This is a genomic window from Solimonas fluminis (assembly GCF_002930645.1).
GTDB lineage: Bacteria > Pseudomonadota > Gammaproteobacteria > Nevskiales > Nevskiaceae > Solimonas_A > Solimonas_A fluminis.
In genome coordinates, this window is record NZ_PSNW01000003.1 from 54,950 (window position 1) to 79,440 (window position 24,491).

General features: G+C 69.8%; 22 protein-coding genes. 15 read left to right on the forward strand and 7 right to left on the reverse strand.

Features of this window, described 5'->3' with window-relative positions; genetic code table 11:
* Window positions 1–53: 53 nt before the first annotated feature.
* Window positions 54–1,067: an AraC family transcriptional regulator gene (locus C3942_RS06605; protein WP_104229592.1), complete on the forward strand. Its 1,014-nt coding sequence runs from the start codon at window positions 54–56 to the stop codon at window positions 1,065–1,067.
* A gap of 295 nt (window positions 1,068–1,362) precedes the next feature.
* Here C3942_RS06605 and C3942_RS06610 read toward each other — a convergent pair whose 3' ends face one another.
* The 3 genes from C3942_RS06610 to C3942_RS06620 are packed head-to-tail and all read right to left on the reverse strand — an operon-like array spanning window position 1,363 to window position 3,066.
* Window positions 1,363–1,527: a rubredoxin gene (locus C3942_RS06610; RefSeq protein ID WP_104229593.1), complete on the reverse strand. Its 165-nt coding sequence runs from the start codon at window positions 1,525–1,527 to the stop codon at window positions 1,363–1,365.
* Window positions 1,528–1,537: 10 nt separating this feature from the next.
* Complete coding sequence (locus C3942_RS06615; RefSeq protein ID WP_104229594.1) at window positions 1,538–2,428, reverse strand: fatty acid desaturase; 891 nt, start codon at window positions 2,426–2,428, stop codon at window positions 1,538–1,540.
* A 38-nt stretch (window positions 2,429–2,466) separates the two neighbouring features.
* Window positions 2,467–3,066 carry a TetR/AcrR family transcriptional regulator gene (locus C3942_RS06620; protein ID WP_104229595.1) on the reverse strand — a complete coding sequence of 200 codons (600 nt, stop codon included), beginning with the start codon at window positions 3,064–3,066 and terminating at the stop codon, window positions 2,467–2,469.
* A 102-nt stretch (window positions 3,067–3,168) separates the two neighbouring features.
* Between C3942_RS06620 and C3942_RS06625 the strand changes: the two genes are divergently transcribed.
* Window positions 3,169–3,975 (forward strand): crotonase/enoyl-CoA hydratase family protein, encoded by an 807-nt coding sequence (locus C3942_RS06625; protein WP_104229596.1) that lies wholly within the window; start codon window positions 3,169–3,171, stop codon window positions 3,973–3,975.
* On the opposite strand, the gene C3942_RS06630 is transcribed toward C3942_RS06625, so the two are convergent.
* Window positions 3,962–7,510, reverse strand: a complete 3,549-nt coding sequence (locus C3942_RS06630) for an indolepyruvate ferredoxin oxidoreductase family protein (protein WP_104229597.1) — start codon at window positions 7,508–7,510, stop codon at window positions 3,962–3,964. The two genes, C3942_RS06625 and C3942_RS06630, sit on opposite strands and share 14 nt — an antisense overlap.
* Window positions 7,511–7,659: 149 nt before the next feature.
* Here C3942_RS06630 and C3942_RS06635 point away from each other — a divergent pair, with 149 nt between their 5' ends.
* The 11 genes from C3942_RS06635 (at window position 7,660) to C3942_RS06685 (ending at window position 16,990) form a co-directional block, all read left to right on the forward strand.
* On the forward strand, window positions 7,660–8,112 hold the full coding sequence (locus C3942_RS06635; RefSeq protein ID WP_104229598.1) for an Lrp/AsnC family transcriptional regulator: 453 nt from the start codon (window positions 7,660–7,662) through the stop codon (window positions 8,110–8,112).
* A gap of 112 nt (window positions 8,113–8,224) precedes the next feature.
* Window positions 8,225–8,875: a TVP38/TMEM64 family protein gene (locus tag C3942_RS06640; protein WP_165797355.1), complete on the forward strand. Its 651-nt coding sequence runs from the start codon at window positions 8,225–8,227 to the stop codon at window positions 8,873–8,875.
* Between the two features lie 125 nt (window positions 8,876–9,000).
* On the forward strand, window positions 9,001–9,540 hold the full coding sequence (locus C3942_RS06645) for a DUF3592 domain-containing protein (protein WP_104229600.1): 540 nt from the start codon (window positions 9,001–9,003) through the stop codon (window positions 9,538–9,540).
* Between the two features lie 68 nt (window positions 9,541–9,608).
* Window positions 9,609–10,226: an RBBP9/YdeN family alpha/beta hydrolase gene (locus tag C3942_RS06650; RefSeq protein ID WP_104229601.1), complete on the forward strand. Its 618-nt coding sequence runs from the start codon at window positions 9,609–9,611 to the stop codon at window positions 10,224–10,226.
* Window positions 10,227–10,262: 36 nt separating this feature from the next.
* Window positions 10,263–10,781: an O-acetyl-ADP-ribose deacetylase gene (locus C3942_RS06655; protein ID WP_104229602.1), complete on the forward strand. Its 519-nt coding sequence runs from the start codon at window positions 10,263–10,265 to the stop codon at window positions 10,779–10,781.
* Window positions 10,782–10,806: 25 nt separating this feature from the next.
* Window positions 10,807–13,020 (forward strand): bifunctional 23S rRNA (guanine(2069)-N(7))-methyltransferase RlmK/23S rRNA (guanine(2445)-N(2))-methyltransferase RlmL, encoded by a 2,214-nt coding sequence (gene rlmKL, locus C3942_RS06660; RefSeq protein ID WP_104229603.1) that lies wholly within the window; start codon window positions 10,807–10,809, stop codon window positions 13,018–13,020.
* A 77-nt stretch (window positions 13,021–13,097) separates the two neighbouring features.
* Entirely contained in the window at window positions 13,098–14,459 is a 1,362-nt protein-coding gene (locus C3942_RS06665; RefSeq protein WP_104229604.1) for a sensor histidine kinase, read from the forward strand.
* A 14-nt stretch (window positions 14,460–14,473) separates the two neighbouring features.
* Window positions 14,474–15,463, forward strand: coding sequence for a response regulator (locus C3942_RS06670; protein ID WP_104229605.1), 990 nt, complete (start codon window positions 14,474–14,476; stop codon window positions 15,461–15,463).
* 72 nt (window positions 15,464–15,535) lie between these two features.
* Entirely contained in the window at window positions 15,536–16,153 is a 618-nt protein-coding gene (locus C3942_RS06675) for a hypothetical protein (RefSeq protein ID WP_104229606.1), read from the forward strand.
* Between the two features lie 10 nt (window positions 16,154–16,163).
* Window positions 16,164–16,571 carry an MliC family protein gene (locus tag C3942_RS06680; RefSeq protein ID WP_104229607.1) on the forward strand — a complete coding sequence of 136 codons (408 nt, stop codon included), beginning with the start codon at window positions 16,164–16,166 and terminating at the stop codon, window positions 16,569–16,571.
* 14 nt (window positions 16,572–16,585) lie between these two features.
* Window positions 16,586–16,990, forward strand: coding sequence for a GFA family protein (locus C3942_RS06685; RefSeq protein ID WP_104229608.1), 405 nt, complete (start codon window positions 16,586–16,588; stop codon window positions 16,988–16,990).
* A gap of 269 nt (window positions 16,991–17,259) precedes the next feature.
* Here C3942_RS06685 and C3942_RS06690 read toward each other — a convergent pair whose 3' ends face one another.
* Window positions 17,260–18,501, reverse strand: coding sequence for a CehA/McbA family metallohydrolase domain-containing protein (locus C3942_RS06690; protein WP_207766002.1), 1,242 nt, complete (start codon window positions 18,499–18,501; stop codon window positions 17,260–17,262).
* Window positions 18,502–18,682: 181 nt separating this feature from the next.
* Here C3942_RS06690 and C3942_RS06695 point away from each other — a divergent pair, with 181 nt between their 5' ends.
* Entirely contained in the window at window positions 18,683–20,104 is a 1,422-nt protein-coding gene (locus tag C3942_RS06695) for an alkaline phosphatase family protein (RefSeq protein ID WP_104229609.1), read from the forward strand.
* Between the two features lie 37 nt (window positions 20,105–20,141).
* On the opposite strand, the gene C3942_RS06700 is transcribed toward C3942_RS06695, so the two are convergent.
* Together C3942_RS06700 and C3942_RS06705 are read right to left on the reverse strand one after the other, a co-directional pair.
* Window positions 20,142–21,488, reverse strand: coding sequence for a hypothetical protein (locus C3942_RS06700; RefSeq protein ID WP_104229610.1), 1,347 nt, complete (start codon window positions 21,486–21,488; stop codon window positions 20,142–20,144).
* On the reverse strand, window positions 21,488–23,224 hold the full coding sequence (locus C3942_RS06705; protein WP_104229611.1) for an alkyl sulfatase dimerization domain-containing protein: 1,737 nt from the start codon (window positions 23,222–23,224) through the stop codon (window positions 21,488–21,490). Before C3942_RS06705 ends, C3942_RS06700 begins: the two co-directional genes overlap by 1 nt.
* A gap of 105 nt (window positions 23,225–23,329) precedes the next feature.
* On the opposite strand from C3942_RS06705, the gene C3942_RS06710 reads away from it, so the two are divergent.
* Complete coding sequence (locus C3942_RS06710) at window positions 23,330–24,343, forward strand: AraC family transcriptional regulator (RefSeq protein WP_165797356.1); 1,014 nt, start codon at window positions 23,330–23,332, stop codon at window positions 24,341–24,343.
* Window positions 24,344–24,491: the final 148 nt, after the last annotated feature.

A 24,491-nucleotide genomic window follows, 5' to 3' on the forward strand; every position in this document is an offset into this window, starting at 1 on the left:
TTAAATGGTCATAATCAGCCAATCTGGGATGGCGTGATGCGCAGGAGGCCGCCATGGACGCTGATCTGAAGGTGCCCGCGCGCTACTACGCGCGGCTTGCAGGGGTTTCAGCGGAACTGGCGGACGGCCTCGAAGCCGCCCTGCATCGGATCGGCATAGCGCCGCAATTGCTGTCCCAGCCAGACGCGATGATCCCCGTGTCGAAGGTGGATCAACTGCTCGGTGACTTGTCGCGAAACCTGGAGCGAACGGACCTGGGCTTCGAAGTAGGCAAGCAATTGAGCGCCAATGCTCACAGCTTCGTCGGCTTCGGCATGCTCAACAGCGCCACTCTGGACGAGGCCCTGCGCTTCGAAGCGCAGTACTTCCGCCTGGTCATGCCCAGTTTCAGCATGCGCTACGTCAGTCGCCCTGACTATGGCGAAATGCAGTTCAGGCCGCGTGTTGCCATGAGCCACCTCAGCTTGTCATTCCATCTCGAAGCGATCGGCATGGCTGCCCTGCGCGAAGTCAGCGATCTCACCGGTGGGCGGCGTCCGCCCTGCCGTCTCGATCTGTCCATACCGGAACCACCGCACCTGCGTCGATACCAGAGAGAACTCAAAGACGTGCGCGTTCGCTTTGAAGCCAGCACGACGCCCAGCGTCATGTTGCGCATCCTGGCGCCCCCGAAGGAACTACACCTCGAAATGGCGGACAGCCACGCGCTGCGGGTTGCAGAGGACCGTTGTCGTTCGCTGGTGCAGAAGGCAGCCGATGGCGGGCGCTTCGCCGACTGGGTCGCAATGACCTTGCGTGAGGTCGCAGACGGCCTGCCGACTCAGAAAGAGCTGGCGGCGCAACTCAACATGTCGACACGAACGCTGCACCGTTACCTCGAGCACGAAGGCACTTCGTTCAGGGCGCTTGCCAGCCGCATCCAGCACGACATCGCCTGCGAACGCCTTGGCCGTGGCATGAGTGCCAATGAAGTGGCGTACTCGCTCGGGTTTGCCGATCCATCCAACTTCAATCGCGCTTTCCGCATTCGCGCTGGATACAGCCCGGGACGACATCGATCCGGATGAATTTCGTGATTGGATACAGAAACCCCAACGAACCCGTTTTCAAGCCAGGCAAGCGGTGCGGTCGCGAAAACCTGCTTGGTCGACACGCGGCTGCGTCGAACCCAATGGCGATCCCTGAACCTGCCTTTCGCCAATCACCGCAATGGCGGAGAACCGGCGATCTGCCATCGCCGGTTCCAGGCATCGAGATCGTCGAACCTGAAGGCTGCCATGGGCTGGAAGCAGACCTCCAACCAGATTCGCGCAGTGAAAGCTGCCGTTTGCCCTGACTCGAACAGGCTTTCTCAAGCCCTCACTACTCCGCGATCAAGTCATAGTCCGACTTGGCCGCCCCGCACTCCGGGCACATCCAATCGTCCGGTATGTCCTCGAAGCGCGTCCCCGGCGCGATGCCGCTGTCCGGGTCGCCCAGGCGTTCGTCGTAGACGTGGGAGCAATAGCGGCACTGGTAGCGGCGCATCGTCAGCTCCTCAGCGCGCCGGGTGGATCGTCGGATGGATGGCGAAGCCGTGCTGCACCGCCAGCTCCTTGTGCTGCAGCTCGCGCTCGATCAGCCGGTAGACCTTGCCGTTGTTGTAGAACGGCGTCGCCGGGTACAGGTGATGGATCAGGTGGAAGTTCTGGTACTGCAGTACCGGCCCCATGAACCACTCGTGCCCCTGGCGGATCGTGGTGGCGCGGGTGAAGTTCTCCTCCTGCGACACGTCGTGCGGCACGTGCGGCAGCCAGAAGAAGCTGAAGCCCAGCGCCATCTGGATCAGGCGCGAGGGGATGAACCACAGCATCAGCACTTCCATGCCGTAGCCGGCCCAGACCAGGGCCAGCAGAGCCGGCACGAACACCGCCGCGCGGCGCAGGCAGGCGTTGAGGAAGGGCCGGGACACCTTGTCGCCGTTCTGCAGCGCGAAGACGAAGTAGAACAGGTCGATGAAGGCCCAGCGGAACGGCAGCGTCCACCACGCGCCGTGGAACACCTGGTCCGGGTCGCGCACGCCGTTGGCGAAGCGGTGATGCAGGATGTGCGCCCAGCGGAACATGCGCAGGTCCACGTAGGGCAGCACCACGTTCAGGCCCCATTGGCCGATCAGGTCGTTGAGCCGGGTGTTCTTGGAGATGGAGCGGTGGATCGCGTCATGCGCCACGCTGAAGGCGATGTAGCCCACGCCGGTGTTCGACAGCATGCCCAGCCACAGCGGCCAGCGGCCGGTCCCGCAGAGCCAGTACACCGACAGGAAGCTCGTCACCAGCACGGCCCACAGGATCGCCGTCGGCCAGGCCAGCGGCGGCGCGGCGGTCAGTTGCCGGAAGCGCGCGGTCTGCTCGGGGTCCAGGCGGTCCAGCGATACGATCGTCTTGCTCATCGGTTCTCCTCCGATGCACCCGGGCGCCAAGCGCCGCTTCAGGTCCTGTAGGCGCTGAGCAGCCGCCCCAGCAATGGCTCCACCAGTTCGTCCAGCGGCTTGCCGTGTATCAGTTGTCCGGCGGCGTGCAGGCTCATCAGGCCGTGCAGCGTCACCCACAGCGCATGGGCCAGCTCCCGCGCCTCGCCGCGCAGCAGGCCGCCGTCGATGCAGCGCTGCAGCACGTCCACGGCATGCTCGAAGATGCGGCGGCGCGCCTCCATCACCTCCGGGTACTGCTCCACCGCCGGCTGGTGCGTGGCGAAGATCAGCAGGTACTCCGCCTGGTTGCGGTGCGCGAAGGCGACATAGGCCTCGGCCACCGCATGTACCTGCGCCATCGGCCCGTCGGCGCGCGACTCGTGCTCGCGCACCTCGCTCTCGAAGCGCGCCAGCGCGTCCACCCGCATGCGCGCCAGCAGCGCGTCCTTGTTGTCGAAGTAGCGGTAGGGCAGCGTGTGGCTGACCCTCAGCTGCTCGGCCAGGCGGCGGAAGCTGACCGCCTCCAGGCCGTCCTGGCGATAGATTTCCAGCCCCGCCGCGGACAGGCGGCGGCGCATGGCTTCCAGCTCGTCGGCGGTGAGTTGGGCTCTGGGCATGGGGAAACATTAACGTCGTTAAATTAACGATGTCAAGGAAACCGGGTCGCGTCGGCCCTGCTACCCTCGCCGCCGTTCGCGCCCGCATGACAGGACCCCTCGATGAGCACCCCCTTCGTCCACTACAGCCTCGACAACGGCATCGTCACCCTGCGCCTGGACCGTCCCGAGCGCCGCAACGCCATCGCCGAGGTTTCCGACTGCGAGGACCTGTCGGCCGCGCTGCGCCAGGCCCAGGAAAGCCGCGCCAGTTGCATCGTGCTGACCGGCGCCGGCAGCGCCTTCTGCGCCGGCGGCAGCCTGCAGGCGATCCAGCAGCGCCAGGGCATCGCCGATGCCACCGACGGTGCCGTGGACATCCGCGCCAGCTACCGCCGCGGCGTGCAGCGCGCCATCGAGGCGCTGTGGGAATGCGAGCTGCCGATGATCGCCGCGATCAACGGCCCGGCCATCGGCCTGGGCCTGGACCTGGCCTGCCTCTGCGACATCCGGCTGGCCTCGGAGAAGGCGAGCTTCGCCTCCAGCTTCATCCGCCTGGGCCTGATCCCGGGCGACGGCGGCGCCTGGATCCTGCCGCGCATCATCGGCCTGTCCGCCGCCTCGGAACTGATCCTGACCGGCGACAGCATCGACCCGCCCACGGCGAAATCCCTGGGCCTGGTCTCGCGCGTGCTGCCGGCCGAATCGCTGCTGCCCGAAGCCCTGGCGATGGCGCAGCGCATCGCCGCCAACCCGGCCAAGACCCTGCGCCTGTCCAAGCGACTGCTGCGCGAGGGCCAGCAGCAGCGCCTCGGCGACGTGCTGCAGCTCTCGGCCGCCTTCCAGGCGCTGGCGCACGAAACCGAGGACCACCGCGAAGCCGTGGAGGCCGCCCTGGCCCGGCGCGCGCCGCGCTTCAGCGGGCGCTGAGCTTCGCCGGCGCGGCGGAGCGGAACCGCGCCATCAGGCGCTCCCACTGCGGCTCCACCGCCCGCAGGCTCGCCCGCTTGACGTGGCCGAAGCCGCGGATCTGCTCCGGCAGCGCGGCGATCTCCACCGCGGTCGCCAGGTTGGCCGGCGACAGCGCCGGCAGGATCTCCTCCATGGTCCGCTCGTAGCGGCGGATCAGCTCGCGCTCGTCGCGCCGGTCCTGCGTGTAGCCGAACACGTCGAACGGCGTGCCGCGCAGGAAGCGCAGCTTCGCCAGCAGCCGCAGCACCACGCCCATCCAGGCACCGAAGGAGCGCTTCAGCGGCTCGCCGCGGTCGTTGCGGCGTGCCAGCAGCGGCGGCGCCAGGTTGTACTCGATGCGATAGTCACCCTCGAAGACCCGCGCGAGCTGTTCGCGGAAGGCCGGCGAGGAATACAGGCGCGCCACCTCGTACTCGTCCTTGTAGGCCAGCAGCCGGGCATAGTTGCGCGCTACCGCCTCGCTCAGGCGCCGCTGGGCGGACAGGCCGGCCTCGGCCTGCTCGACCCGCTCCACCAGATGGCGGTAGCGGGCCGCATAGGCGCCGTTGCCATAGTCCGCCAGCAGGGCCGAGCACTGCACCACCCGCTGCGCCAGCGGCGGCTCGCGCGGCGGAAGGGACACGACCTGCGCCGGCGCCAGCAGGCGCCGCAGCCCGGCGGCGTCATGCGCGGCGTAGCGCCCCCATTCGAAAGCCTGCTGGTTCTGCGCCACCGCCACGCCGTTGAGCTCGATCGCCCGGCGCAGGGCCTCGCGCGACAGCGGCAGCAGCCCGCGCTGCCAGGCATAGCCCAGCATGAAGGGATTCACCGCGAGGCTGTCGCCGGCAAGGGCCGCCGCCAGCCGCCCCGCCTCGACGAAATCGCTGCGGTCCTCGCCGCAGGCTTCCCGCAGCTTCGCCTGCGCCGCTTCCGCCGGATAGCGCCAGTCGCGGTCGTGCAGGAATCGCGCCGTCGGCGCGACATGGCTGTTCACCACCGCGTGCGTACGTCCGGGCGACATCTTGGACAAGGCCTCCTCGCCGGCGGTGACCACCAGGTCGCAGCCGATCACCGCGTCGGCGCTGCCGGTGCCGATGCGCGCCGCCGTCATCGCCGCGCCGGCCGGAGCCAGGCGCACGTGGCTGAGCACCGCGCCGCCCTTCTGCGAAACCCCGGTGATGTCCAGCGTCGTCACCGCCTTGCCCTCGAGATGCGCGGCCATGCCCAGCAACTGGCCGATGGTCACCACGCCGCTGCCGCCGATGCCGGTCACCAGGATGCCGTAGGGCGCCTCCAGGGCCGGCAGCCGCGGCGGCGGGACCGCCGGCGGCTGCAGCTCGCCCTGCGACGCCCCGGCCTGGCGGCGCAGGCGACCGCCCTTCACGGTCACGAAGCTCGGGCAGAAGCCTTTCGCGCAGGAATAGTCCTTGTTGCAGGTGGACTGGTTGATCTGGCGCTTGCGGCCGAGCGCGGTCTCCACCGGCTCGATCGACAGGCAGCTGGACTGGGCGGAACAGTCGCCGCAGCCCTCGCAGACCGCTTCGTTGATCCACAGCCGCCGCGGCGGGTCCTCCATCAGCGGCCGGCCGTCGACGATCTGCTTGCGGCGGCGGCGCTTCTCCGCCGCGCAGACCTGGTCGTAGACGATCACCGTGCAGCCCGGCAGCTCGCGCAGCCGCTGCTGCACCGCTTCCAGGTGGTCGCGGTGGTGGACCTCGGTGCCCGCGGGAATCGGCTCCTCGGCCTGCGCGTACTTGTCGATGTCGTCGGACACCACGACGATCTTCGCGACACGCTCGGCCTGCAGCTGGCGCACGATCTGGGGCACGGTCAGCACGCCGTCGAGCGGCTGCCCTCCGGTCATCGCCACGGCGTCGTTGTAGAGGATCTTGTAGGTGATGTTGACGCCCGCCGCCACCGCCGCGCGGATCGCCAGCGTGCCGGAATGGAAGTAGGTGCCGTCGCCCAGGTTGGCGAACACATGCTTCTCGGCGGTGAACGGCGCCTGCCCGATCCAGGGCACGCCCTCGCCGCCCATCTGCGTGAAGGTCGCGGTGCGGCGCTCGGGCATCCACAGCGCCATGTAGTGGCAGCCGATGCCGCCGAGGGCGCGCGAACCCTCCGGCACCTGGGTCGAGGTGTTGTGCGGGCAGCCGGAGCAGTAGTACGCCAGCCGCGCCTCCAGCGGATCGGCGCTGCGCGCGCAGAGGCGGTTGATCTGCGCCAGCCGCTGCGAGACGCGCTCGCGCAGGCCCTCGGGCAGTTCCATCCGCAGCACGCGCGAGGCGACGGCGTTGGCGATCTGCGCCGGCGACAGCTCGCCGCGGATCGGCAGCATCCACTCGCCCTGCGGCACCGCGTGCTCGCCGCCGTCGCGGGAGTCGAACTTGCCGATGACGCGCGGCCTCACGTCGTCGCGCCAGCCATACAGCTCCTCCTTCAGCGCGTACTCGATCAGCTGGCGCTTCTCCTCCACCACCAGGATTTCCTGCAGCCCGGTGGCGAAGCCGCGCGAGGTGGTGGCGTCCAGCGGCCAGATCACCGAGACCTTGTGCAGGCGGATGCCGATCTCCTCGCAGTCGCGCAGGCCCAGGCCCAGGTCGGCCAGGGCCTGCAGCGTGTCGAGCCAGGCCTTGCCCGAGGCGATGATGCCGAAGCGCGGATGGCGAGGATGCGTCACGTCGTGGTTGAGGCCGTTGGCGCGGATGTAGGCCAGCACCGCATAGAGCTTGTGGTTGAGCAGGCGGGCTTCCTGCTGCAGCGGCGAGTCGGGCCAGCGGATCGACAGCCCGCCCTCGGGCAGCGGGAAATCCGTGGGCAGGCGCGGCTCCACGCGCCGCGCATCGGCGATCACCGACGACGCGGACTCCACCACGTCGGAGATGCACTTCATCGCCACCCAGACGCCGGCATAGCGGCTCATGGCCCAGGCATGCAGGCCGAGGTCCAGGATCTCCTGCACGCTGGCCGGAAACACCACGGGCATGCCGGCTGCGGCGAAGACATGGTCGCTCTGGTGCGGCAGCGAGGAGGACTTGGCGGCATGGTCGTCGCCCGCCAGCGCGATCACGCCGCCGTAGGCCGCGGTGCCCGCCGCATTGGCGTGCTTGAGCGCGTCCAGCGAGCGGTCCACGCCCGGACCCTTGCCGTACCACAGGGAGAACACGCCATCGACCTTGGCGCCGGGCTGCAGGCCGACCTGCTGCGTGCCCCAGACCGCGGTGGCCGCCAGGTCCTCGTTGAGCCCCGGCTGGAAGCGGATGCCATGGCGCTGCAGTTCGGCGCCGGCCTGCCACAGCGCCCGGTCCACGCCGCCCAGCGGCGAACCGCGGTAGCCGGAGACGAAGCCGGCCGTGTTCAGGCCGGCGAGCAGGTCACGCTCCTTCTGCAGCATCAGCAGGCGCACGAAGGCCTGCGTGCCGCTCAGGTAGACCGGCTCCCCGCTGCAGCGGTACTTGTCCTGCAGGCTGAGGTTTCGAAGCCCCGCGGGCGGTTCGGCGAGCGGCAGGTCCATGGTGCACCTCCAGACCGGATGGATCCGATTCTAGGAAGGGTGCGGTAGGCGAGTCCTTGCGCACTATCTATTGATTTGCCGCAGGAGTAGATTTTTATCCTGCATAGAGGCACTTCAATGGCAGGATCATCCTGCGGAGGAGAGAGCCCATGGACGAGACGGACAAGGCCATCCTGCGCTTGCTGCAGCAGGACGCCAAGCTGTCGATCGAGCGGATCGGCGCGGCCGTGGGCCTGAGCCACACGCCGACCTGGAAGCGCATCGACCGCCTGGAACGCGACCGGGTGATCCTGGGCAGCCATTGCCGCCTCAACCGCGAGCCCCTGGGCCTGGACATCACGGCCTTCGCCTCGATCAAGCTGTCGCGGCACGACGAGAAGGCGCTGATCGAGTTCGAGCGCGCGGTGCTGGACATCCCGGAAATCCTCGACTGCTACTCCACCACCGGCAACTACGACTACGTGCTCAAGGTGGTGACGGCCTCGGTCGGCAGCTACGAAGCGATCGTGAAGAAGAAGATCGCCCACCTGCCCCACTTCCAGGACATGTACACCAGCCTGGCGCTGCGCGAGGTCAAGCACACCCTGCAGTTGCCGATCTGAGCACCGCATGCAACCGCGGGCCGGATTCCCGGTCAGATGAGGCATCACCCCCGGCAGGCAAGGACGCATGCCCTCTCTCCGCCCACAGCCGGACGCAAGCCGGCGGATTCTCATGCTCACCGCGGCCGCCGTACTGGCGGCAGCCCTGCTGGCGGCCGGCGCCTGGCGCTGGACGCCGCTTCACGACATCGCCGAGCCGCGGGAGATCGCGCACTGGCTGATGAGCCTGCGGCACAGCCCCTGGATGCCGCTGGCGGTGCTGGGCCTGTACCTGCTGGCCAGCGCCTTGCTGTTCCCCAACACCCTGCTGAACGTCGCGGTGATCCTGGCCATGGGCAGCGGCCTCGGCCTGGCCTACGCCCTCGGCGGCAGCCTGGGCGCCGCCGCCGTGTTCTACGGCCTGGGCGCGCGCTACGGCCAGGAGCGCCTGCAGGCCCTGCACATCGGCAGCATCGACAAGCTCAGCCGCCTGCTGCGCCGGGGCGGCGTACCGGGCGTGGCCGGCCTGCGGCTGCTGCCGGTCGCACCCTTCAGTGTCGTCAACCTGGCGGCCGGGGCGCTGCGCGTGCGCTTCCGGGCCTTCATGGCCGGCACCCTGATCGGCCTGCTGCCCGGCAACCTGCTGGTGACCGCCTTCGGCCACCAGTTGCGCCGGCTGCTGCGCGACCCCGGACCCGGCGGCTATGCCCTGCTGGCGGCGATCCTGGTCGCCGGCGGGCTCTGGCTGGCCTGGCTGCGGCATCGGGCACAGAGGCAGGACTGAGCATCTGTACCCCCCCGGATTCCACTCCAGGGGCACAGAATGGCTCGCAAGCCGGCGATCCCTGTGTCTGCCGCAAGACAGGGGCTGGGGCGACACTGGCGGCCACCCTCGACAAGGAGTGCGCCATGTCCACCGCCCGCCCGCTTCACCCCGGAGCCCCGCAGCCCGCGCTGCCGCAGGGCCTGCGCAGCCTGCTGGGCGTGGCCCTGATCGCTGCGGCTCTGGCCCTGGGGGCCGGGCTGGTCCACGAACTGCGCCGCGCCGCCGTGCTGGACCGTGACGGCCGCACCGCCCCGGCCACCCTGCTGCTGGAGCAGGCCCAGCAACTGCCGCAGGACCGCGGCGCCGGTCCGAAGCAGTATCTCTACGAGTTGCGCTATGACGGCCACCAGCGCCGCTTCCTGCGCGACGCGCCGCTGGCGCCGGGGCAGCCGCTGTGGGTGCGCTACGATCCCGCCCAGCCGCTGAATGCCGATCTGTATACAGCGGTGCCCAGCGGCAGCGCCCTGCAGTACACAGGCCGCCCCCTGCTGATCCTGTGGTCGGCGCTGGCGGCCCTGGCCGCGGCGGCCCTGGGGCTGGGCCTGCTGCGCCGCCCCTGGCAAGAGCCGGCCTGCTTCGAGTCGCTGGAAATCCAGCGGCGGGATGCCCGTTTTGGAATATAAATACAATTCCAAATTCCTTTTTTGTTGAATGTCCCTCCAGTAACCTGCCGGCAACTGGAGAAATGGACATGAGCTGGCAAGCCAACCTGCGGTACCTGATCGTTCCCGGCCTGCGCAACAGCGGCCCCGGGCACTGGCAGACCCACTGGGAACAGTCCCTGGGCGCCTCGCGCGTCGAGCAGGCTGACTGGAACACGCCCGACCTGGAACGCTGGAGCGCCCAGGTCGTGGCGGCGGTGAACCCGGACCCCCGCCCGGTGGTGCTGATCGCGCACAGCTTCGGCACCCTGGCCAGCGTCCATGCCCTGCGCCGCGTGGCGCCCAAGGTCCGCGGCCTGCTGCTGGTGGCCCCGGCGGCACCGGAGAAGTTCGGCATCACCCGCCTGCTGCCGCAGGCGCCCCTGGGCATTCCCAGCATCCTGGTCGGCAGCCAGTCCGACCCCTGGCTCAGCCAGTCACGCGCCCGCGCGCTGGCCGCCACCTGGGACAGCGAGTTCCTCAGCCTGGGCGACGCCGGGCACGTCAACACCGAGAGCGGCTATGGCCCCTGGGCCGACGGCCTGAACCTGCTGGAACGCCTGGAAGCCAAGCACGAGGCGCCGCGGCCCCTGCCTCGCCGGGCTCGCGCCACTCCGCCGGGCTTCACCGCGCCGGCGCTGGCGCAGGCGGCGGGCTTCGCCTGGTAATTCCTCTGCCCTCCCGCGGGAGATAAGCTGCGGCGCATGACCGCGCCGCAGCTCTACGCCGAACTCGCCGACATCACCCGGCTGCACGTCGACGCCATCGTCAACGCCGCCAACGAAAGCCTGCTGGGCGGCGGCGGCGTGGACGGCGCGATCCACCGCGCCGCCGGGCCGGAACTGCTGGCCGAGTGCCGCGGCCTCGGCGGCTGCCCCACCGGGGAGGCCCGCGTCACCGCCGGCTACCGCCTGCCGGCCTCCCGGGTGATCCACACCGTCGGCCCGGTCTGGCAGGGCGGGCAAGCGGGGGAGCCGGAGCTGCTGGCGCTCTGCTACCGCAACAGCCTGCGCCTGGCGCTGGAGCATGGCGTGGCGCGCATCGCCTTCCCGGCCATCAGCTGCGGCGTCTACGGCTATCCCGTGGCCGCCGCCACCGCCATCGCGGTGCGCGAGGTCCGCGCCTTCGTCACCGCCCGGCGCCAGCCGGTGGAGGTGATCTTCGCCTGCTTCAGCGAGGCCATCCTGGACGCCTACGAGCGCGAGCTGGCGCGCCCGGCCTGACAGGCCGGCGTGCGATAATTGCGGGATGTCCGCATTTCCCCTGTTCGTCACCACGCCCCGCGGCGTCGAGCCCCTGCTCGCCGCCGAACTGAGCCAGCTCGGCGCCACCGAGGTCAAGGAGCGCATCGGCGGCGTCGCCTGCGTGGGCGATACCGCCGTGGCCTACCGCGCCTGCCTGTGGTCGCGCCTGGCCAGCCGCGTGCTGCTGCCGCTGCGGACCTTCCCGCTGGACGGCGCCGACGCGCTCTACGGCGCCGCGCGCGAGCTGGCCTGGGACGACCTGTTCACCGCCTCGCACCGCTTCGCCATCGAGGTCGCCGGGCATTCGGCGGCGGTGACGCACACGCACTACGCCGCGCTGAAGGTGAAGGACGCCATCGTCGACCACTTCCGCGACACGGTGGGACACCGCCCGGACGTGGATACCGACAACCCGGACATCCGCATCCACCTGCACCTGGACAAGGAGCAGGCGACGCTGAGCCTGGACCTGGCCGGCGACAGCCTGCACCGCCGCGGCTACCGCCTGCGCGGCGTCGAGGCGCCGCTGAAGGAGAACCTCGCCGCGGCGATCCTGATCCGCGCCGGCTGGCCGGAACTCGCCGCCCAGGGCGCGCCGCTGGTGGACCCGATGTGCGGATCCGGCACGCTGGTGATCGAGGCCGCCTGGATGGCCGCGGACGTGGCGCCGGGCCTGATGCGCGAGAACTGGGGCTTCGAGGCCTGGCTGGACCACAAGCCCAAGCTCTGGTCCGACCTGCATGCCGAGGCCGTGGCCCGGCGCAACGAGGGCCTGAAGAAGCTGCCGCCGATGGCGGGCAGCGACATCGACCTCGGCGCGCTGAAGTCGGCGCGCAAGAACGCGGCGCAGGCCGGCCTGACCGGCAAGATCGACTGGACCCAGCGCGACGCGCTGGAGGCCCGCCCCATCGGCGCGATGTCCGGCCTGGTCGTCACCAACCCGCCCTACGGCGAGCGCCTGGGCGCGGAGGGCGAGATCATCAAGCTGTACTCGCTGTTCGGCATGTCGCTGAAGCAGCACTTCCCCGGCTGGAAGGCCGCGGTCTTCACCAGCCGGCCGGACCTGGGGCCGCGGCTGGGCCTGCGCGCCGGCCGCATGTACTCGCTGTTCAACGGCGCGCTGTCCTGCAAGCTGCTGAACTTCGACATCAACCCCGCGCCCGCCGTACCGCAGCCGCGTGGCGGCGAGGAGTACGCCAACCGCCTGCAGAAGAACCTGCGGCACCTGGGCAAGTGGGCCAAGCGCTGCGGCGTCACCAACTACCGCGTCTACGACGCCGACCTGCCGGACTACGCCATCGCCGTGGACCTCTACCAGGCCGACGAGGAACTGCATGTGCACGTGCAGGAGTACGCCGCGCCCAAGACCGTGGACCCGGTGAAGGCGGAGATCCGCCTGCGCGAGGCCCTGGCGCATACCAGCGAGATCCTGCAGGTGCCGGCCTCGCGCATCCACTTCAAGATGCGCAAGTCGCAGAAGGGCACGGCGCAGTACGAGAAGCACGACGAGATCGGCCGCTTCCTCGAGATCGACGAGTACGGCTGCAAGCTGCGCGTGAACTTCGAGGACTACCTCGACACCGGCGTGTTCCTGGACCACCGGCCGATCCGCAAGCGCATCCAGGAGGAGAGCGCCCGCAAGCGCTTCCTCAACCTGTTCTGCTACACCGGGGCCGCCACCGTGCATGCCGCGATGGGCGGCGCCAGCCGCTCGGTGTCGGTGGACCTGTCCAATACCTACCTCGACTGGGCCGCGGAGAACCTGCGCCTCAACGGCTTCGACAGCCAGCAGACCGGCACCCTGCGCGACCGCCGCGAACAGCGCCGGCCCGCCGGCGGCGCCTCGCCCTGGCGGGCGAAGCAGCAGGCGCCCCACGAACTGGTGCGCGCCGACTGCATGCAGTGGCTCAAGGTCGCCGCCAGCAAGCCGGCCGAGCGCTACGACCTGATCTTCTGCGACCCGCCGACCTTCTCCAACTCCAAGAAGATGGAAGGCATCCTCGACGTGCAGCGCGACCACGTCGAGATGATCCGCGGCTGCACGGCGCTGCTGGCGCCGGGCGGCGTGCTGTACTTCTCCACCAACCGCCGCGGCTTCAAGCTGGACGAGGCGCAGCTGGAAGGGCTGGCCATCAAGGACATCACGGCGCAGACGCTGGACGAGGACTTCAAGCGTCCGCCGCCGGCGCACCGCTGCTGGCAGATCAGGGCCAGCTGACGCCGCCGCGATTGAACGGCGCGTCGTCACCGCGCTGAAACAAAGCCGTAACCGCGGCCGCGTAGCCTGAGAGGGCTATGACCGCCGCTCTCCCCACCCTGCCCCATCCGGCCGCCGCGTCCGGCGAGATCGGCGGACTGCTGCAGACGGTGGCGCCCGTCGGCCCCAAGCTGACGATCGACGCCGCGGCCGACCTGTTCCTAAACCCGCAGTACGCGCGCATGCTGTGCCTGCCGGTGGTGACGCAGGACGGCACGCCGGTCGGCACGCTGAGCCGCCACACCCTCAACGGCATCTTCCTGCGCCGCTTCGGCCGCGAGATCTTCGGCCCGCGCCCGGTCACGCAGGCGATGAACACCGAGCCGCTGGTGGTCGACGTGAGCAGCACCCTGGAACAGGCCGCGGCCCGCATCACCGCCAAGCTGGGCTCGCCGATCACCGAGGACTTCGTGATCGTGGACCAGGGCCGCTACCTGGGCATGGGCATCGTGCTGGACCTGATCTCGGCGCTGCAGCGCCGCGTGGAGCAGTCCGCCCGCGAACTGGGCGAGGCCTACGGCCAGCTGCAGGCCTCGCAGGCGCAGCTGGTGCAGTCGGAGAAGATGGCCTCGCTGGGCCAGATGGTCGCCGGCGTGGCCCACGAGATCAACACGCCGCTGGGCTACGTGCGCAACAACGTCGAGATGGTGCGCGGCGTGTTCGACCAGCTCGGCGAAATCATCGAGGCGCAGGACAATCTGGGCCGGATGCTCGGCGACGAGGCCGCGGACGAGCAGAGCCTGGGTGACCAGATGGCACGGTGCGCCGCGCTGATGGCCGACCTGCGCGAGAGCCAGCTGCTGGAGGATACCCGGGCGCTGTTCGGCGACACCCTGTTCGGCGTGGACACGATCAAGGACCTGGTGGTGAGCCTGCGCAACTTCTCGCGCCTGGACCAGGCCCGCGTCGCCGACGTCTCGCTCAACGACTGCCTGGAACAGACCCTGACCATCGCCAACAACGTGCTCAAGGCCCGGGTCGAGGTGATCCGCCGCTTCGGCGACATCCCGCCGGTCCGCTGCTCGCCCTCGCAGATCAACCAGGTGCTGCTCAACATCATGACCAACGCCGCCCAGGCGATCGAGCATGACCAGGGCAAGCTGCTGCTGCGCACCGAGGCGGACGAGCGCTGGGTCCGCATCCACATCCAGGACAACGGCAAGGGCATGCCGCCGGAGGTCCTGAAGAAGATCTTCGATCCCTTCTTCACCACCAAGCCGATCGGCCAGGGCACCGGGCTGGGGCTGTCGATCAGCTTCCAGATCGTGCAGGCCCATGGCGGCCGCATCGACGTGGTGTCGGAGCCGGGCCGCGGCACCAAGTTCGTCATCAGCCTGCCGGTCGAGTCGGCAGGGTCTTCGGCCGAACCGGCCGAGCGGGTGGCCGCCATCGCCGCCTGAAGCCGAGATCCCCCATGACCCCCAAGCCAACGCTGCTGCTGATCGACGACGAGGAACGCATCCTGCGCTCGCTGGCGATGCTGTTCCGCGGCGACTACCGCCTGCATGCCACCACCGACCCGCACGAGGCCCTGGCCATCATCGGCCGCGAGCCGGTGCACGTCATCGTCAGCGACCAGCGCATGCCGGTCATGCGCGGCGCCGAGCTGCTGCGCCAGGTGCGCGAGAAATCGCCCAACACCATGCGCCTGCTGCTGACCGGCTACTCCGAGCTGGAGGCCGTGGTCGCCTCGGTCAACGAGGGCGAGATCTTCCGCTTCATCAACAAGCCCTGGGACGCCGCCGAGCTGCGCGACACCGTGCGCCAGGCCGCGGAAATCTCGCGCTCGCTGATGGCCGCCGGCCCGGTCGCACCGCCGCAGCCGCTGTTCACCGAGACCGGCAGCTTCGTGGCGCCGGCCGCCCTGGCCTTGCCGGGCCGGCAGCCGGCGCCGGGCGAGACCCTGCTGGTGATCGACGACGACGCCGAGGTGGTGCAGGCCGTGCAGGAGATCGTCGGCCCCTCGATGACCGTGCTCTGGGCCCAGACCCTGGACGCCGCGATGGCGGCGATCGAGCAGCACGAGATCGCGGTGATCGTGTCCGAGCTGGTGGTGAAGCGCGAGACGGTGACGCCGCTGCTCAAGCTGCTCAAGGCCCAGCATCCCGAGGTGGTCACCCTGGTGCTGACGCCGTTCCAGGACGTCAGCGTGTTCATCGGCCTGATCAACCAGGGCCAGGTCTACCGCCTGCTGCCCAAGCCGGTACGCCGCGGCCCCCTGGGCATGAACATCGCCTCGGCCCTGCGCCATCACCGCGCGCTGCGCGACGCTCCCAAGCTGCGTGCCGCCTACCAGGTGGAGAAGATCCGCCAGCCGGAAGAGGCCGGCGGCAGCGTGGCCAACCGGGTGATGGGCCTGCTGTCCCGCATCCGCGGCCGCGCCACCGCCAGCCCGGGGGCCTGATCCTTCCCCGCCGGGCTCGCCCGGCAGGCTGGCATGGTAGAGTCGGCGCACCCGTTTCCAGGAGCGTCGAAGATGGTCCACCCGATGCGTGCCGCGCTGTTCGCGCTGCTCAGCCTTTCCAGCCTTGCCGCCGCCGCGCAGGACGCTCCCGCGGCGCTGTGCCGCGCCTACGACAACGGGCAGTGGCAGACCCTGGGCCGCGGCTCCCTGGAATCCTGCCTGCGGGCCATGGACCAGGCCGTTCCCGCCTTCAACAGCCAGGGCTTCAAGTTCGGCCTGGCCGGCCGCCAGCTGGTGGCGGCGGACAACAACTACTTCTACCGCTCCGAGGACCTGGGCCGCAGCTGGAGCGCCTTCGGCTACCGTGGCTCGGTCAAGGCGATCCTCGACGCTGCCGCACCGCTGCAGCCGGCGGCGCTGCCGGTGGCCGCCGCCGAGGTCCTGCCGCCGCCGTCCGCGGTGCCGCAGGTCGAGGAACGCAGCTGCAGCGTCTACGGCGAAGGCGCCTGGAAGGCCGTGGGCAACCTGCCCCTGCCGGCCTGCGGCGATGCCCTGGACCAGACGCCCAACCAGTACGACGAAACCGGCTACAAGTACGGCTACTGGGGCAAGCTCTACCTGGCCGCCGACGCCAGGAACATCCTGACCTCGGACAACGGCGAGAACTGGACGCCGCTGCGTCCCCGCTGAGGATCACCCGATGCCCGCCCTGCGCCTGCTGCTGATCGCCGCCCTGCTTGCCGGCTGCTCGCGCGGCGCCGGGCCGGAGGCGGCCGCTCCCGCCGAAGCACCGGCGCCCGCCGCGCCGCTGCCCGCGCCGGAGAACGTGGTCATCGAAGAACCCGCCACGGCCCAGCCCATGACCATGCTCTACCGCTGCGAGGGCGATGCGAAGGTCACGGTGGCGATGCTCGACGCGGAGTCCGAGCGGATCGCGCTGACCCTGCCCGGCGAGGCGGCGGTGGAATTGAGCCAGGCGGAATCCGCCTCCGGCGCCAAGTACGCCGGCGACAAGCTGGTGTTCTGGGGCAGGGGCGACGAGGCCACCATCGAGCGCGACGGCAAGGCCCTCTTCAGCGGCTGCAAGCTGCAGGCCGCGGCCGGCTAGCCGCCCCCGCCGCCGTGGAAGCACTCGACGGCGGCTGTCTCTGCGGTGCGGTCCGCTACCGGATCAGCGCCGATATCGTCGATGCCGGCTACTGCCACTGCCGCCTCTGCCAGCGTTCCGCGGGCGCGCCGGTCCTGGCCTGGCTGACGGTGCCGGTCGCAGGCTTCGCCTATGGCGCCGGCCGACCGGCCATCTTCGACTCGAGCCCGCACAGCCAGCGCGAATTCTGCGGCCGCTGCGGCACGCAGCTCGCCTTCCGCCGCCGGGCCGGCGCCACGACCGTGGACGTCACCCTGGCCAGCCTCGACGCCCCGGAGCGCGTGCCGCCCGAGTACCACATCTGGCGGCAGAGCCGCATCGGCTGGTTCGAGACCGCCGATGGCCTGCCGCGTCACGAGGACGCCGGAGCGGACCGCTAGGGTGTCTTGTTCCGGTACCACCCTCGGAGCGGCATCAGGAAGAAATCGTCATACCGGCGAAAGCCGGTATCCAGCCGTGGGTGGGCTACTCCTGGTCGGGACTGGATGCCGGCGTTCGCCGGCGTGGCGATTCGCTTCTGGGGACGCCCTGAAAAGATCACCGTTCGCCCTGAGCCCGCCGAAGGTTGGACGGCGACTCGTTGACCGGTCGTGGGGGAAGTCCGCCCGTGCTTCGACAGGCTCGGCACGAGCGGACTTCTCGGAAGTTCCTAGCGCGCCCTGATCCAGACCGGGCTGGTGTAGGCCAGGGCCTCGCCGGCCTCGTCCTCGACGCGCGCGTAGTACCAGCGCTCGTTGGCGGACACCGGCAAGGCCTGCTCCAGGCTTGCGCCGCTGCTGCGCAGCAGCGGCTCGCCGGCCTTGTCGAACAGCGCGATGCGCCCGGTGAAGGGGCTGCCGTCGCGGCGGCGCACCGAGACCTTGAGGGGAACGGTGGCGCTGCCATCGCAGCCCAGGCGCGAGCCCATCGGGTGTCCCTCGGCGTCCATCTCCACGACCAGGTCCTGGTTGCCGACGACGGCGTACATGCGCCGCGCCAGCATCGCGTCCTTGAGGGTGGCCGGCGCCAGGTCCGCCGCCAGGATCACGGTCTTGGGCAGTTCCGGCGAGGCCCAGTTCGTGCCGTGCTCGTCCTCGCCGCTCACCGCACCGACATGCCAGCCGTTGTCCAGCGCCAGGGCGTACCAGTCGACGTAGCGGTCGCTGCTGCCGCCGTTGAACAGTTCCATGCCCACCATGCGCTCGTCCGCCTGCGGCACGTGGCGCAGCATCCACCAGTTGCGGCCCGGATCGAAGTCGCCCAGGGTCTTGTCGCCCGGGTGGTTGAAGATGGCGATGCTGTCGCCGCCGCCGCCCAGCAGCGGCGTGTCGGGCGAGCGCGTGAACCAGCTCCAGAAGGATTCCATGGTCAGCAGGTAGCCGCCGTCGGTCTTGGCGTTGGTCTGGTCCTTGCCGAAGAACACATTGATGTGGCCGAAGCGGTCGGAGGTCCACTCGAAGCCGCGGAAGGCCAGGAAGTCCTCGCCGCTCGCCTCCTCGGTCTGCCGGCGGATCGACTCCCACTTGTTCAGCTCGTCCACGCTGGGCGTGAGGCAGGTCAGCAGCCCGTCCGGCGTGCTGAAGCAGTCGCTGCCCAGGGAGATGAACACCAGCGGGTCGAGATTGTCGGTGTGCTCGCTGCTGCCCATGAAGTCCAGGCCCGCCGCCTTGCCGGCCGCGAAATAGTCCGCGGGAATCGAGTGGATGTCGCCGTCGGAGTAGGAGCTGTGCTCGTGCAGGGCGCCGCGGTAGTGCCGCAGCGAGGCCAGCGATGGGCCGGCATAAGCATCGCACGACCTGGCGGCTCCCGGATTGCCCGTACCCGGAGCAACCCCCGAGGGGTCCGAACTGCCGCAGGCGGAGAGCAGCAGCAAAAGGCCGGGAACGGACAGGCGCGGCAGGAACTTGGGCATGGGCTTCGGTCGGGTCGCAAAGCGGCAAGGATGCCTGCGCGGGCCGGGGGCGGAAGTGAAATTTTTGCGTCAAGGCCATTTTTACTAGCCGCCGCGACTGGTGGGCCGGGCGCTTTTGCTTCAAAACACTGACACAAGAAAACGCCAGCCTGAGTGGCCTCGACAAGGCCAGGGGGAACTCATGAGCAAGCCCAAGGACGATTCCATCGACAACTCGCGCCGCCGCCTGCTCGCGGGCCTGGCGGCCGCGCCTGCCATGGGCCTGTCGGCCTGCGGCAGCAGCGACGGCACCGATCCCGCCGCCGCACCGCCGGCGGAGACGCTGCCGAAGCCGGAGGACTCCGGCATCGACCACATCGTGGTGGTGATGATGGAGAACCGCTCCTTCGACCATATGCTGGGCTGGGTGCCGGGGGCCGACGGCCGCCAGGCCGGGCTCAAGTTCCCGGACAAGGCCGGGCGCCAGATCGAGACCTTCCGTCTGTCGCAGCATGAGGCCTACGGCTACCAGGGCTGCGGCAAGGAAGATCCGAACCACGGCTACGACGGCGGCCGCAAGCATCTCAACAACGGCAGGATGGACGGCTGGCTCGACACCGTCGGCGATACCGTGGTGGATACGGACCACTTCCCCATCGGCTACTACGAGGCCGACGACCTGCCGTTCTACAAGGGCGCGGCGGAGCACTTCACGGTCTGCGACCGCTACTTCCACGGCATCCTGGCCTCGACCTTCCCCAACCGCTTCTACATGCACTCCGGGGAAACCGACCGCCGTTCCAACGACTTCACGATCTCGCAGCTGCCGACGATCTGGAGCCGCCTCGCCGACAAGGGACGCAGCGGCCTCTACTACTTCAACGACCTGCCGCTGACGGCGCTATGGGGCACGAAGCACCTGCTGATCTCGCGCCCTGCGGCCACCTTCTACACCGACGCGGCGCTGGGCCTGCTGCCCGATGTCTGCTACGTGGACCCGCGCTTCCTGCAGGAGTCGCCGGATGGCGCCTCCAACGACGACCACCCGCAGGCCGATGTACGCAACGGCCAGGCCTTCCTCGACGGCATCTACCGCGCGCTGCGCGACGGGCCGAAGTGGGAACGCACGCTGATGATCGTCTGCTACGACGAATGGGGCGGCTTCTACGACCACGTGGTGCCGCCGGTGGGGCCGGTGACGGCCAACGAGGCCGCGCTGCCCAACGACGGCCGCCTGGGCTTCCGCACGCCCTGCGTGCTGATCGGGCCGCGTGCGCGCAAGGGCCATGTCAGCCACCTGCAGCTCGACGTGAATTCGATCCTCAACTTCATCTGCTGGCGCTTCGGCCTGGAGAAGCTGGGCGCGCGCGGCGACTGGTCGATGAACCTCGCGCATGCGCTGGATTTCCGCAGCGAGGCACGCACGGACAAGCCGGACTTCGCGGTGCCGGCAGGGCCGTTCGGCGCCAACTGCAGCAACGGCCTGCCGGTGATCCTGCCCAACGGCGGCCTCACCAGCCTGCTCGGCTCGCTGACCAGCGCCGACATCAAGCAGGCCCAGCACAACCTCGAGTGGCTGGGCCTGCGCGACCTGGCCAAGGCCAACGGGTTTGCAGTGCGCTGAGGCAAACCCGTAGGAGCGGCCGCCACCGACGCCACAGTCACCGCGCCGCGCAAGTCTCGAACGCCTGTGCCGCGCTGCCCGCCGCCTCGATGGTCGCCTTGTCGCAATACGCGATGCGCGGCAGGTAGTCGCCCATCACCTCCGCCGCCGGCGTACCGTAGGGCACGTTCTGCACCGCCTGCGTGAAATGCGGCGAGGGCAGCATGTGGCGGTAGATCAGCACCGAGTCCGGGTAGATCGATCCCCAGGGCAGCCAGGCGATGGCATTCGTGTCCGTGGCATTGGCCGGCTTCTGCGCGGGGTCGGACACCACCAGCGTGAAGAAGCCCTGCGCATCCACGGGCACCTCGTAGTCCGAGAGACAGTCGACATAGCGCTGGCTGACGAATTCGTTGGTGCAGAGCGACCAGTAGCGGAGCTGCGCGGCGCCCAGCGGGGCCTCCGAGGGAACGCGCGCATGCCTCGGCGCGCGCCCGCGCAGGATGTACAGCGAGCCCTTGTCGCGGCTGGCGATGCTCGTGACGTAGGCGTTGTCGACGTTGCTGAGGAAGCCGCCGCCGGTATCGGCGCCGGTGATCGCCCCCAGCGGCAGGGGGAAACCCACGGCGTTGCTCAAGAGTTGCCGCAGGGTTTCCGGCAGGCCGTAGAAGCGCACCACCTGCGGTTGCTCGGGCGCCAGCGGGAACGGCAGGCCCGGCAGCGGGTTGCTGGTCTGGCGGATCAGGTCGTTGAGCAGGCTCGGCACGCCCTCGGGCGGCAGCGGATTGCAGCTCTCGAAGGCTACCGGGGTCCTGCCGCCATCGGCGGTCTCCAGCGTCAGTCGCGGCAGCGGCACGCCGCCGCTGCGGCTGCCCTCGGCCAGGTAGATGCGGTACAGCACCAGCCATGCGGGATTCGGCAGCTCGGCACGGCCCAGCAGGTCGATGCCGCCGGCGTAGAGCGTGTTCGGCTCGCGCGGCTCCGGTGCCGTGCCGGGACGCAGGTAGGCCACGTAGCGTCCGCCCGCCGCCCCGGCGCTGCGATACGGATTGCCGCCTTCGGCCGGGTCGAGCTGGTAGTCGGTGATCACGTCGGTGGGCCGCAGCGCCGGATCGTAGGCGTTGAAGGAGAAGTAGCGCGACTTCGGGTATTCGCCGTCGATGCGCACGCGTGTTCCCGGCAACGCCGGCAGGGCCGCCACCCAGTAGGTGGCCGCCTCGTCCGGGAAGGCGAGGTTCAGCAGGTCCTGGTCGCTGCGCAGCAGCCAGCTGCAGTTGAGCGCCAGCGCCTGGGTTTCCGGCGTGGGCTCAGGCAAAGGCGCCGGCGCGGCGGTATCGGGCGCGCTGCTGCCGCTGCCGCAGGCGGTGAGCAGCAGGGCCAGCGCCGTTATCGCGGCGTGGCGCATCAGTGACCTTCCTCCACCGGCTCGAACAGCTTCATGAACTTCGCGAACTCCAGCTTGCCACCCTTGGTGACCTCGAAGTCGCGCACCAGCGATACCGCCGGATTGCGCAGCCGCGCCAGCATTTCCTTGAAGGCCTGCCCGGAGACGCGCACGACGAGGTCGGCGTCGCCGCGCAGCTCCGGCACCACCTCGCTGGCACCGCGGCGCACGATGTAGGTGTAGCGCTCCGGGCTGTCGGTGAACTCGAAGGCCACCGAGGTCGTGACCTCCGCCGAGGCTTCCGGATCGAGGTTGATCGCCAGCGCATCGAAGAAGCGGTGCAGCGGCAGCTGCGCCAGCATTTCCGGCGTGGGCTTCATGATGCGGCCCGGCAGCTTGAACTCGCCGGCCAGTTCGCGCGCCGTCACCAGGTACCAGTGGCGCGCGTTGGGGTTGGCCTCGCGCTCGCCCAGGGCCCGCAGTGCCTTGATGCGCAGCTGTTTCGCCTCCGGCGCACCGGGCTGCGCGCGCAGCAGGTAGTCGGTGAGCTGCAGCACCCACTGCGACTCCCCCTTGGCATCGGCGTCCTTCGCCTGCTTCAGCATCGCCTCGGCGCCGCCCGCCAGCGCGATCATCTTCTGCGCCTGCTCCTCCGGCGGCAGCGGTTGCAGGTTGGTCGGGTTGCCGTCGAACCAGCCGAGGTTGCCGCTGAAGATGCTGCGGGCCGACCAGCCCGGCTTGCCGTAGAACTCCTGCAGGAACGGCGAGGCCGCCAGGTGCGGCGGCAGCTTGATGCGCGGCGCGATCTCGTCCGGGGTATAGCCGAGGTTGATCAGCCGCAGGGCTTGGTCGTTGACGTAGCGGATGCCGTCGCGGTAGGTCGTCAGGATCTCGTCGATCTGCTGCTCGCCCTGCAGCGGGCGCGTGTGGCTGGGCACCAGCACGGCGGGCTTCAGCGCGCGCATCTTGTCGAGCGAATCGGCCCACAGCCTCGGCTCGCGGTAGGTGGTGCCGCGGATGGTGTAGAGGTTGGGGAAGGTCTTGTAGAGGTTGTCCCCCGGCAGCAGCACGCGCTGCTTCGGCAGCCACACGAACAGCTGGTCGGTGGTCTCGCCCGGCGCATGGATCAGCTCGAAGTCGATGCCGGCCACGCGATCCGCCAGCCGGTCGTCGAACAGCTTGTTGGGCCGCAGGATGTCGACCACGCTGCCCTCGTGCATCTCCAGGCCAGGCCCCAGGCCGACATTGACCATCTCCTCGGGCGGCAGCATCGGCCCGTACATGCGCAGCGAGCGGCGGGTGATGGCCTCCTGCAGCTCGAAGGTGGTGCGATCCATGTTGCGGATCACCTCGCGCTGCGCGTAGACCGGCACGGCGTCGGAGCCGCCGGTGAACACGCGCGCGCCGCCGATGTGGTCCGGATGCGAGTGCGTGTAGACCAGCGCCTTGACCGGCTTGTCGGTGATCTTGCGGAACTCCGCCAGCACGGCCTTGGCCGTGGCCTCGTCCTCCATGGTGTCGACGATGATGATGCCGTCGTCGCCCACCAGCATGATGGAGTTGGCGATGCCGTAGCCCACCGCCACGTAGACGCCTTCCGCGGCCTGGATGACTTCCTTGCGGAACTCGGCGCTGTGGGCGCTCAGGGCCTCGGGGCTGGCCGCCGGCGGCGCGGCCGGGGCGGCGGCCTTTTCCTTGCAGGCGGACAGCAGGGCCAGCAGGCCGGCGACGGCCAGGGCGGCGATCGGGCGGATCATGGACGGTCTCCTCGAATGGTTTTCGCCAGCTTAAGGAGCCCCGCCCTTGCAGGACTGGTCCGTTTGGGACAGTGTTTTCGCCAGAGCCCCATTCCGCCCCGAACCTTGCCGGAACCGACCACCCTCGCCAGCTGGGCCGCCGCCATCGCCCGCGCCCTGCAGGCCCGCGGCTGCGACGCCCCCGCCCTGTTCGCCCAGGCCGGCCTGGACTACGCCCGCCGCGAGGAGCCCGAGGCCCGCTACCCCCTGCGCGGCATGACCCGCCTCTGGCAGCTGGCGGTGATCGCCACCGGCGAGCCCGCCTTCGCCCTGGACCTGCCGCGGCAGGTGCAGCCCGGGACCCTGCACGCCCTGGGCCCGGCCCTGGTCATCAGCCCCAGCCTGCACGACGGCCTGCTGCGCCTGGCCCGCTATTCGCGCATCGTCAGCGACGCCGCCCACATCGCGCTGGAGCGGGAAGGTCCGCGCCTGTCCCTGGTGTTCCGCCCGCCGCACCACGACGTGCCCCTGGCCGACGCCGCCTTCGAGGCCTTCATGGCCACCACGGTGCAGCTGGGCCGCGGCCTCTCCGCCCAGAACCAGGCGCTGCTGGCCTGCGAGTTCCGCCATGCGGCCCCGGCCGACACGGCCCCCTACCTGGCCGCCTTCGGCTGCCCGGTGCGCTTCGGCCAGCCGCAGAACCGCCTGGTGTTCGACCTGGCCGAGCTGCAGAAGCCCCTGCCCGGCGCCGACCCGCGGCAGCTGCGCTACTACGACGCCGCCGCCGCCGACTACCTGGGCCGCTTCGACGCCCAGCCGGTATCGCAGCGCGTGCGCGAGCACCTGATCCGCCAGCTCCCCGCCGGCGAACCTTCGCGCGCGGCCGTGGCCGCCGCCCTGAAGCTGACGCCGCGCACGATGCTGCGCCGCCTGGCGGCGGAGGATGCCAACTACAAGGAACTGCTGAACGAGACGCGGCGCGAGCTGGCGCTGTCGTACCTGAGGCAGGGGCGCAGCGCGGCGGAGGTGACCTGGCTGCTGGGGTTCACCGATCCGAGCAATTTCGCGAGAGCGTTCCGGAGGTGGACGGGAGTGGCGCCGGCGCGGTGGCAGGAGACGCAGCAGGCCGCACTGACCTGAACGCGTTCAGCCTGTGATCCCTCGGCAAGCTCGGGGCTGCGAAGCGAACAGGAACCCGTCACTTCAGCCCCTTCCCCCAAGAAAAAACTTTCGTTTTGTTGGCAGTACAAGCTGCCGCACCGGGTCCTTGCGGACCCGGCGGGCAGTA

Bases quoted from the DNA above. Each gene is read 5' to 3' on its own strand.
- C3942_RS06625 (WP_104229596.1), top strand. From the start codon at position 3,169: ATGAGCACCCCCTTCGTCCACTACAGCCTCGACAACGGCATCGTCACC.
- C3942_RS06640 (WP_165797355.1), top strand. From the start codon at position 8,225: ATGCTCACCGCGGCCGCCGTACTGGCGGCAGCCCTGCTGGCGGCCGGC.
- C3942_RS06655 (WP_104229602.1), top strand. From the start codon at position 10,263: ATGACCGCGCCGCAGCTCTACGCCGAACTCGCCGACATCACCCGGCTG.
- C3942_RS06645 (WP_104229600.1), top strand. From the start codon at position 9,001: ATGTCCACCGCCCGCCCGCTTCACCCCGGAGCCCCGCAGCCCGCGCTG.
- C3942_RS06695 (WP_104229609.1), top strand. From the start codon at position 18,683: ATGAGCAAGCCCAAGGACGATTCCATCGACAACTCGCGCCGCCGCCTG.
- C3942_RS06630 (WP_104229597.1), bottom strand. From the start codon at position 7,510: ATGGACCTGCCGCTCGCCGAACCGCCCGCGGGGCTTCGAAACCTCAGC.
- C3942_RS06650 (WP_104229601.1), top strand. From the start codon at position 9,609: ATGAGCTGGCAAGCCAACCTGCGGTACCTGATCGTTCCCGGCCTGCGC.
- C3942_RS06690 (WP_207766002.1), bottom strand. From the start codon at position 18,501: ATGCCCAAGTTCCTGCCGCGCCTGTCCGTTCCCGGCCTTTTGCTGCTG.
- C3942_RS06700 (WP_104229610.1), bottom strand. From the start codon at position 21,488: ATGCGCCACGCCGCGATAACGGCGCTGGCCCTGCTGCTCACCGCCTGC.
- C3942_RS06680 (WP_104229607.1), top strand. From the start codon at position 16,164: ATGCCCGCCCTGCGCCTGCTGCTGATCGCCGCCCTGCTTGCCGGCTGC.
- C3942_RS06665 (WP_104229604.1), top strand. From the start codon at position 13,098: ATGACCGCCGCTCTCCCCACCCTGCCCCATCCGGCCGCCGCGTCCGGC.
- C3942_RS06635 (WP_104229598.1), top strand. From the start codon at position 7,660: ATGGACGAGACGGACAAGGCCATCCTGCGCTTGCTGCAGCAGGACGCC.
- C3942_RS06605 (WP_104229592.1), top strand. From the start codon at position 54: ATGGACGCTGATCTGAAGGTGCCCGCGCGCTACTACGCGCGGCTTGCA.
- C3942_RS06615 (WP_104229594.1), bottom strand. From the start codon at position 2,428: ATGAGCAAGACGATCGTATCGCTGGACCGCCTGGACCCCGAGCAGACC.
- C3942_RS06705 (WP_104229611.1), bottom strand. From the start codon at position 23,224: ATGATCCGCCCGATCGCCGCCCTGGCCGTCGCCGGCCTGCTGGCCCTG.
- C3942_RS06610 (WP_104229593.1), bottom strand. From the start codon at position 1,527: ATGCGCCGCTACCAGTGCCGCTATTGCTCCCACGTCTACGACGAACGC.
- rlmKL (WP_104229603.1), top strand. From the start codon at position 10,807: ATGTCCGCATTTCCCCTGTTCGTCACCACGCCCCGCGGCGTCGAGCCC.
- C3942_RS06670 (WP_104229605.1), top strand. From the start codon at position 14,474: ATGACCCCCAAGCCAACGCTGCTGCTGATCGACGACGAGGAACGCATC.
- C3942_RS06620 (WP_104229595.1), bottom strand. From the start codon at position 3,066: ATGCCCAGAGCCCAACTCACCGCCGACGAGCTGGAAGCCATGCGCCGC.
- C3942_RS06675 (WP_104229606.1), top strand. From the start codon at position 15,536: ATGGTCCACCCGATGCGTGCCGCGCTGTTCGCGCTGCTCAGCCTTTCC.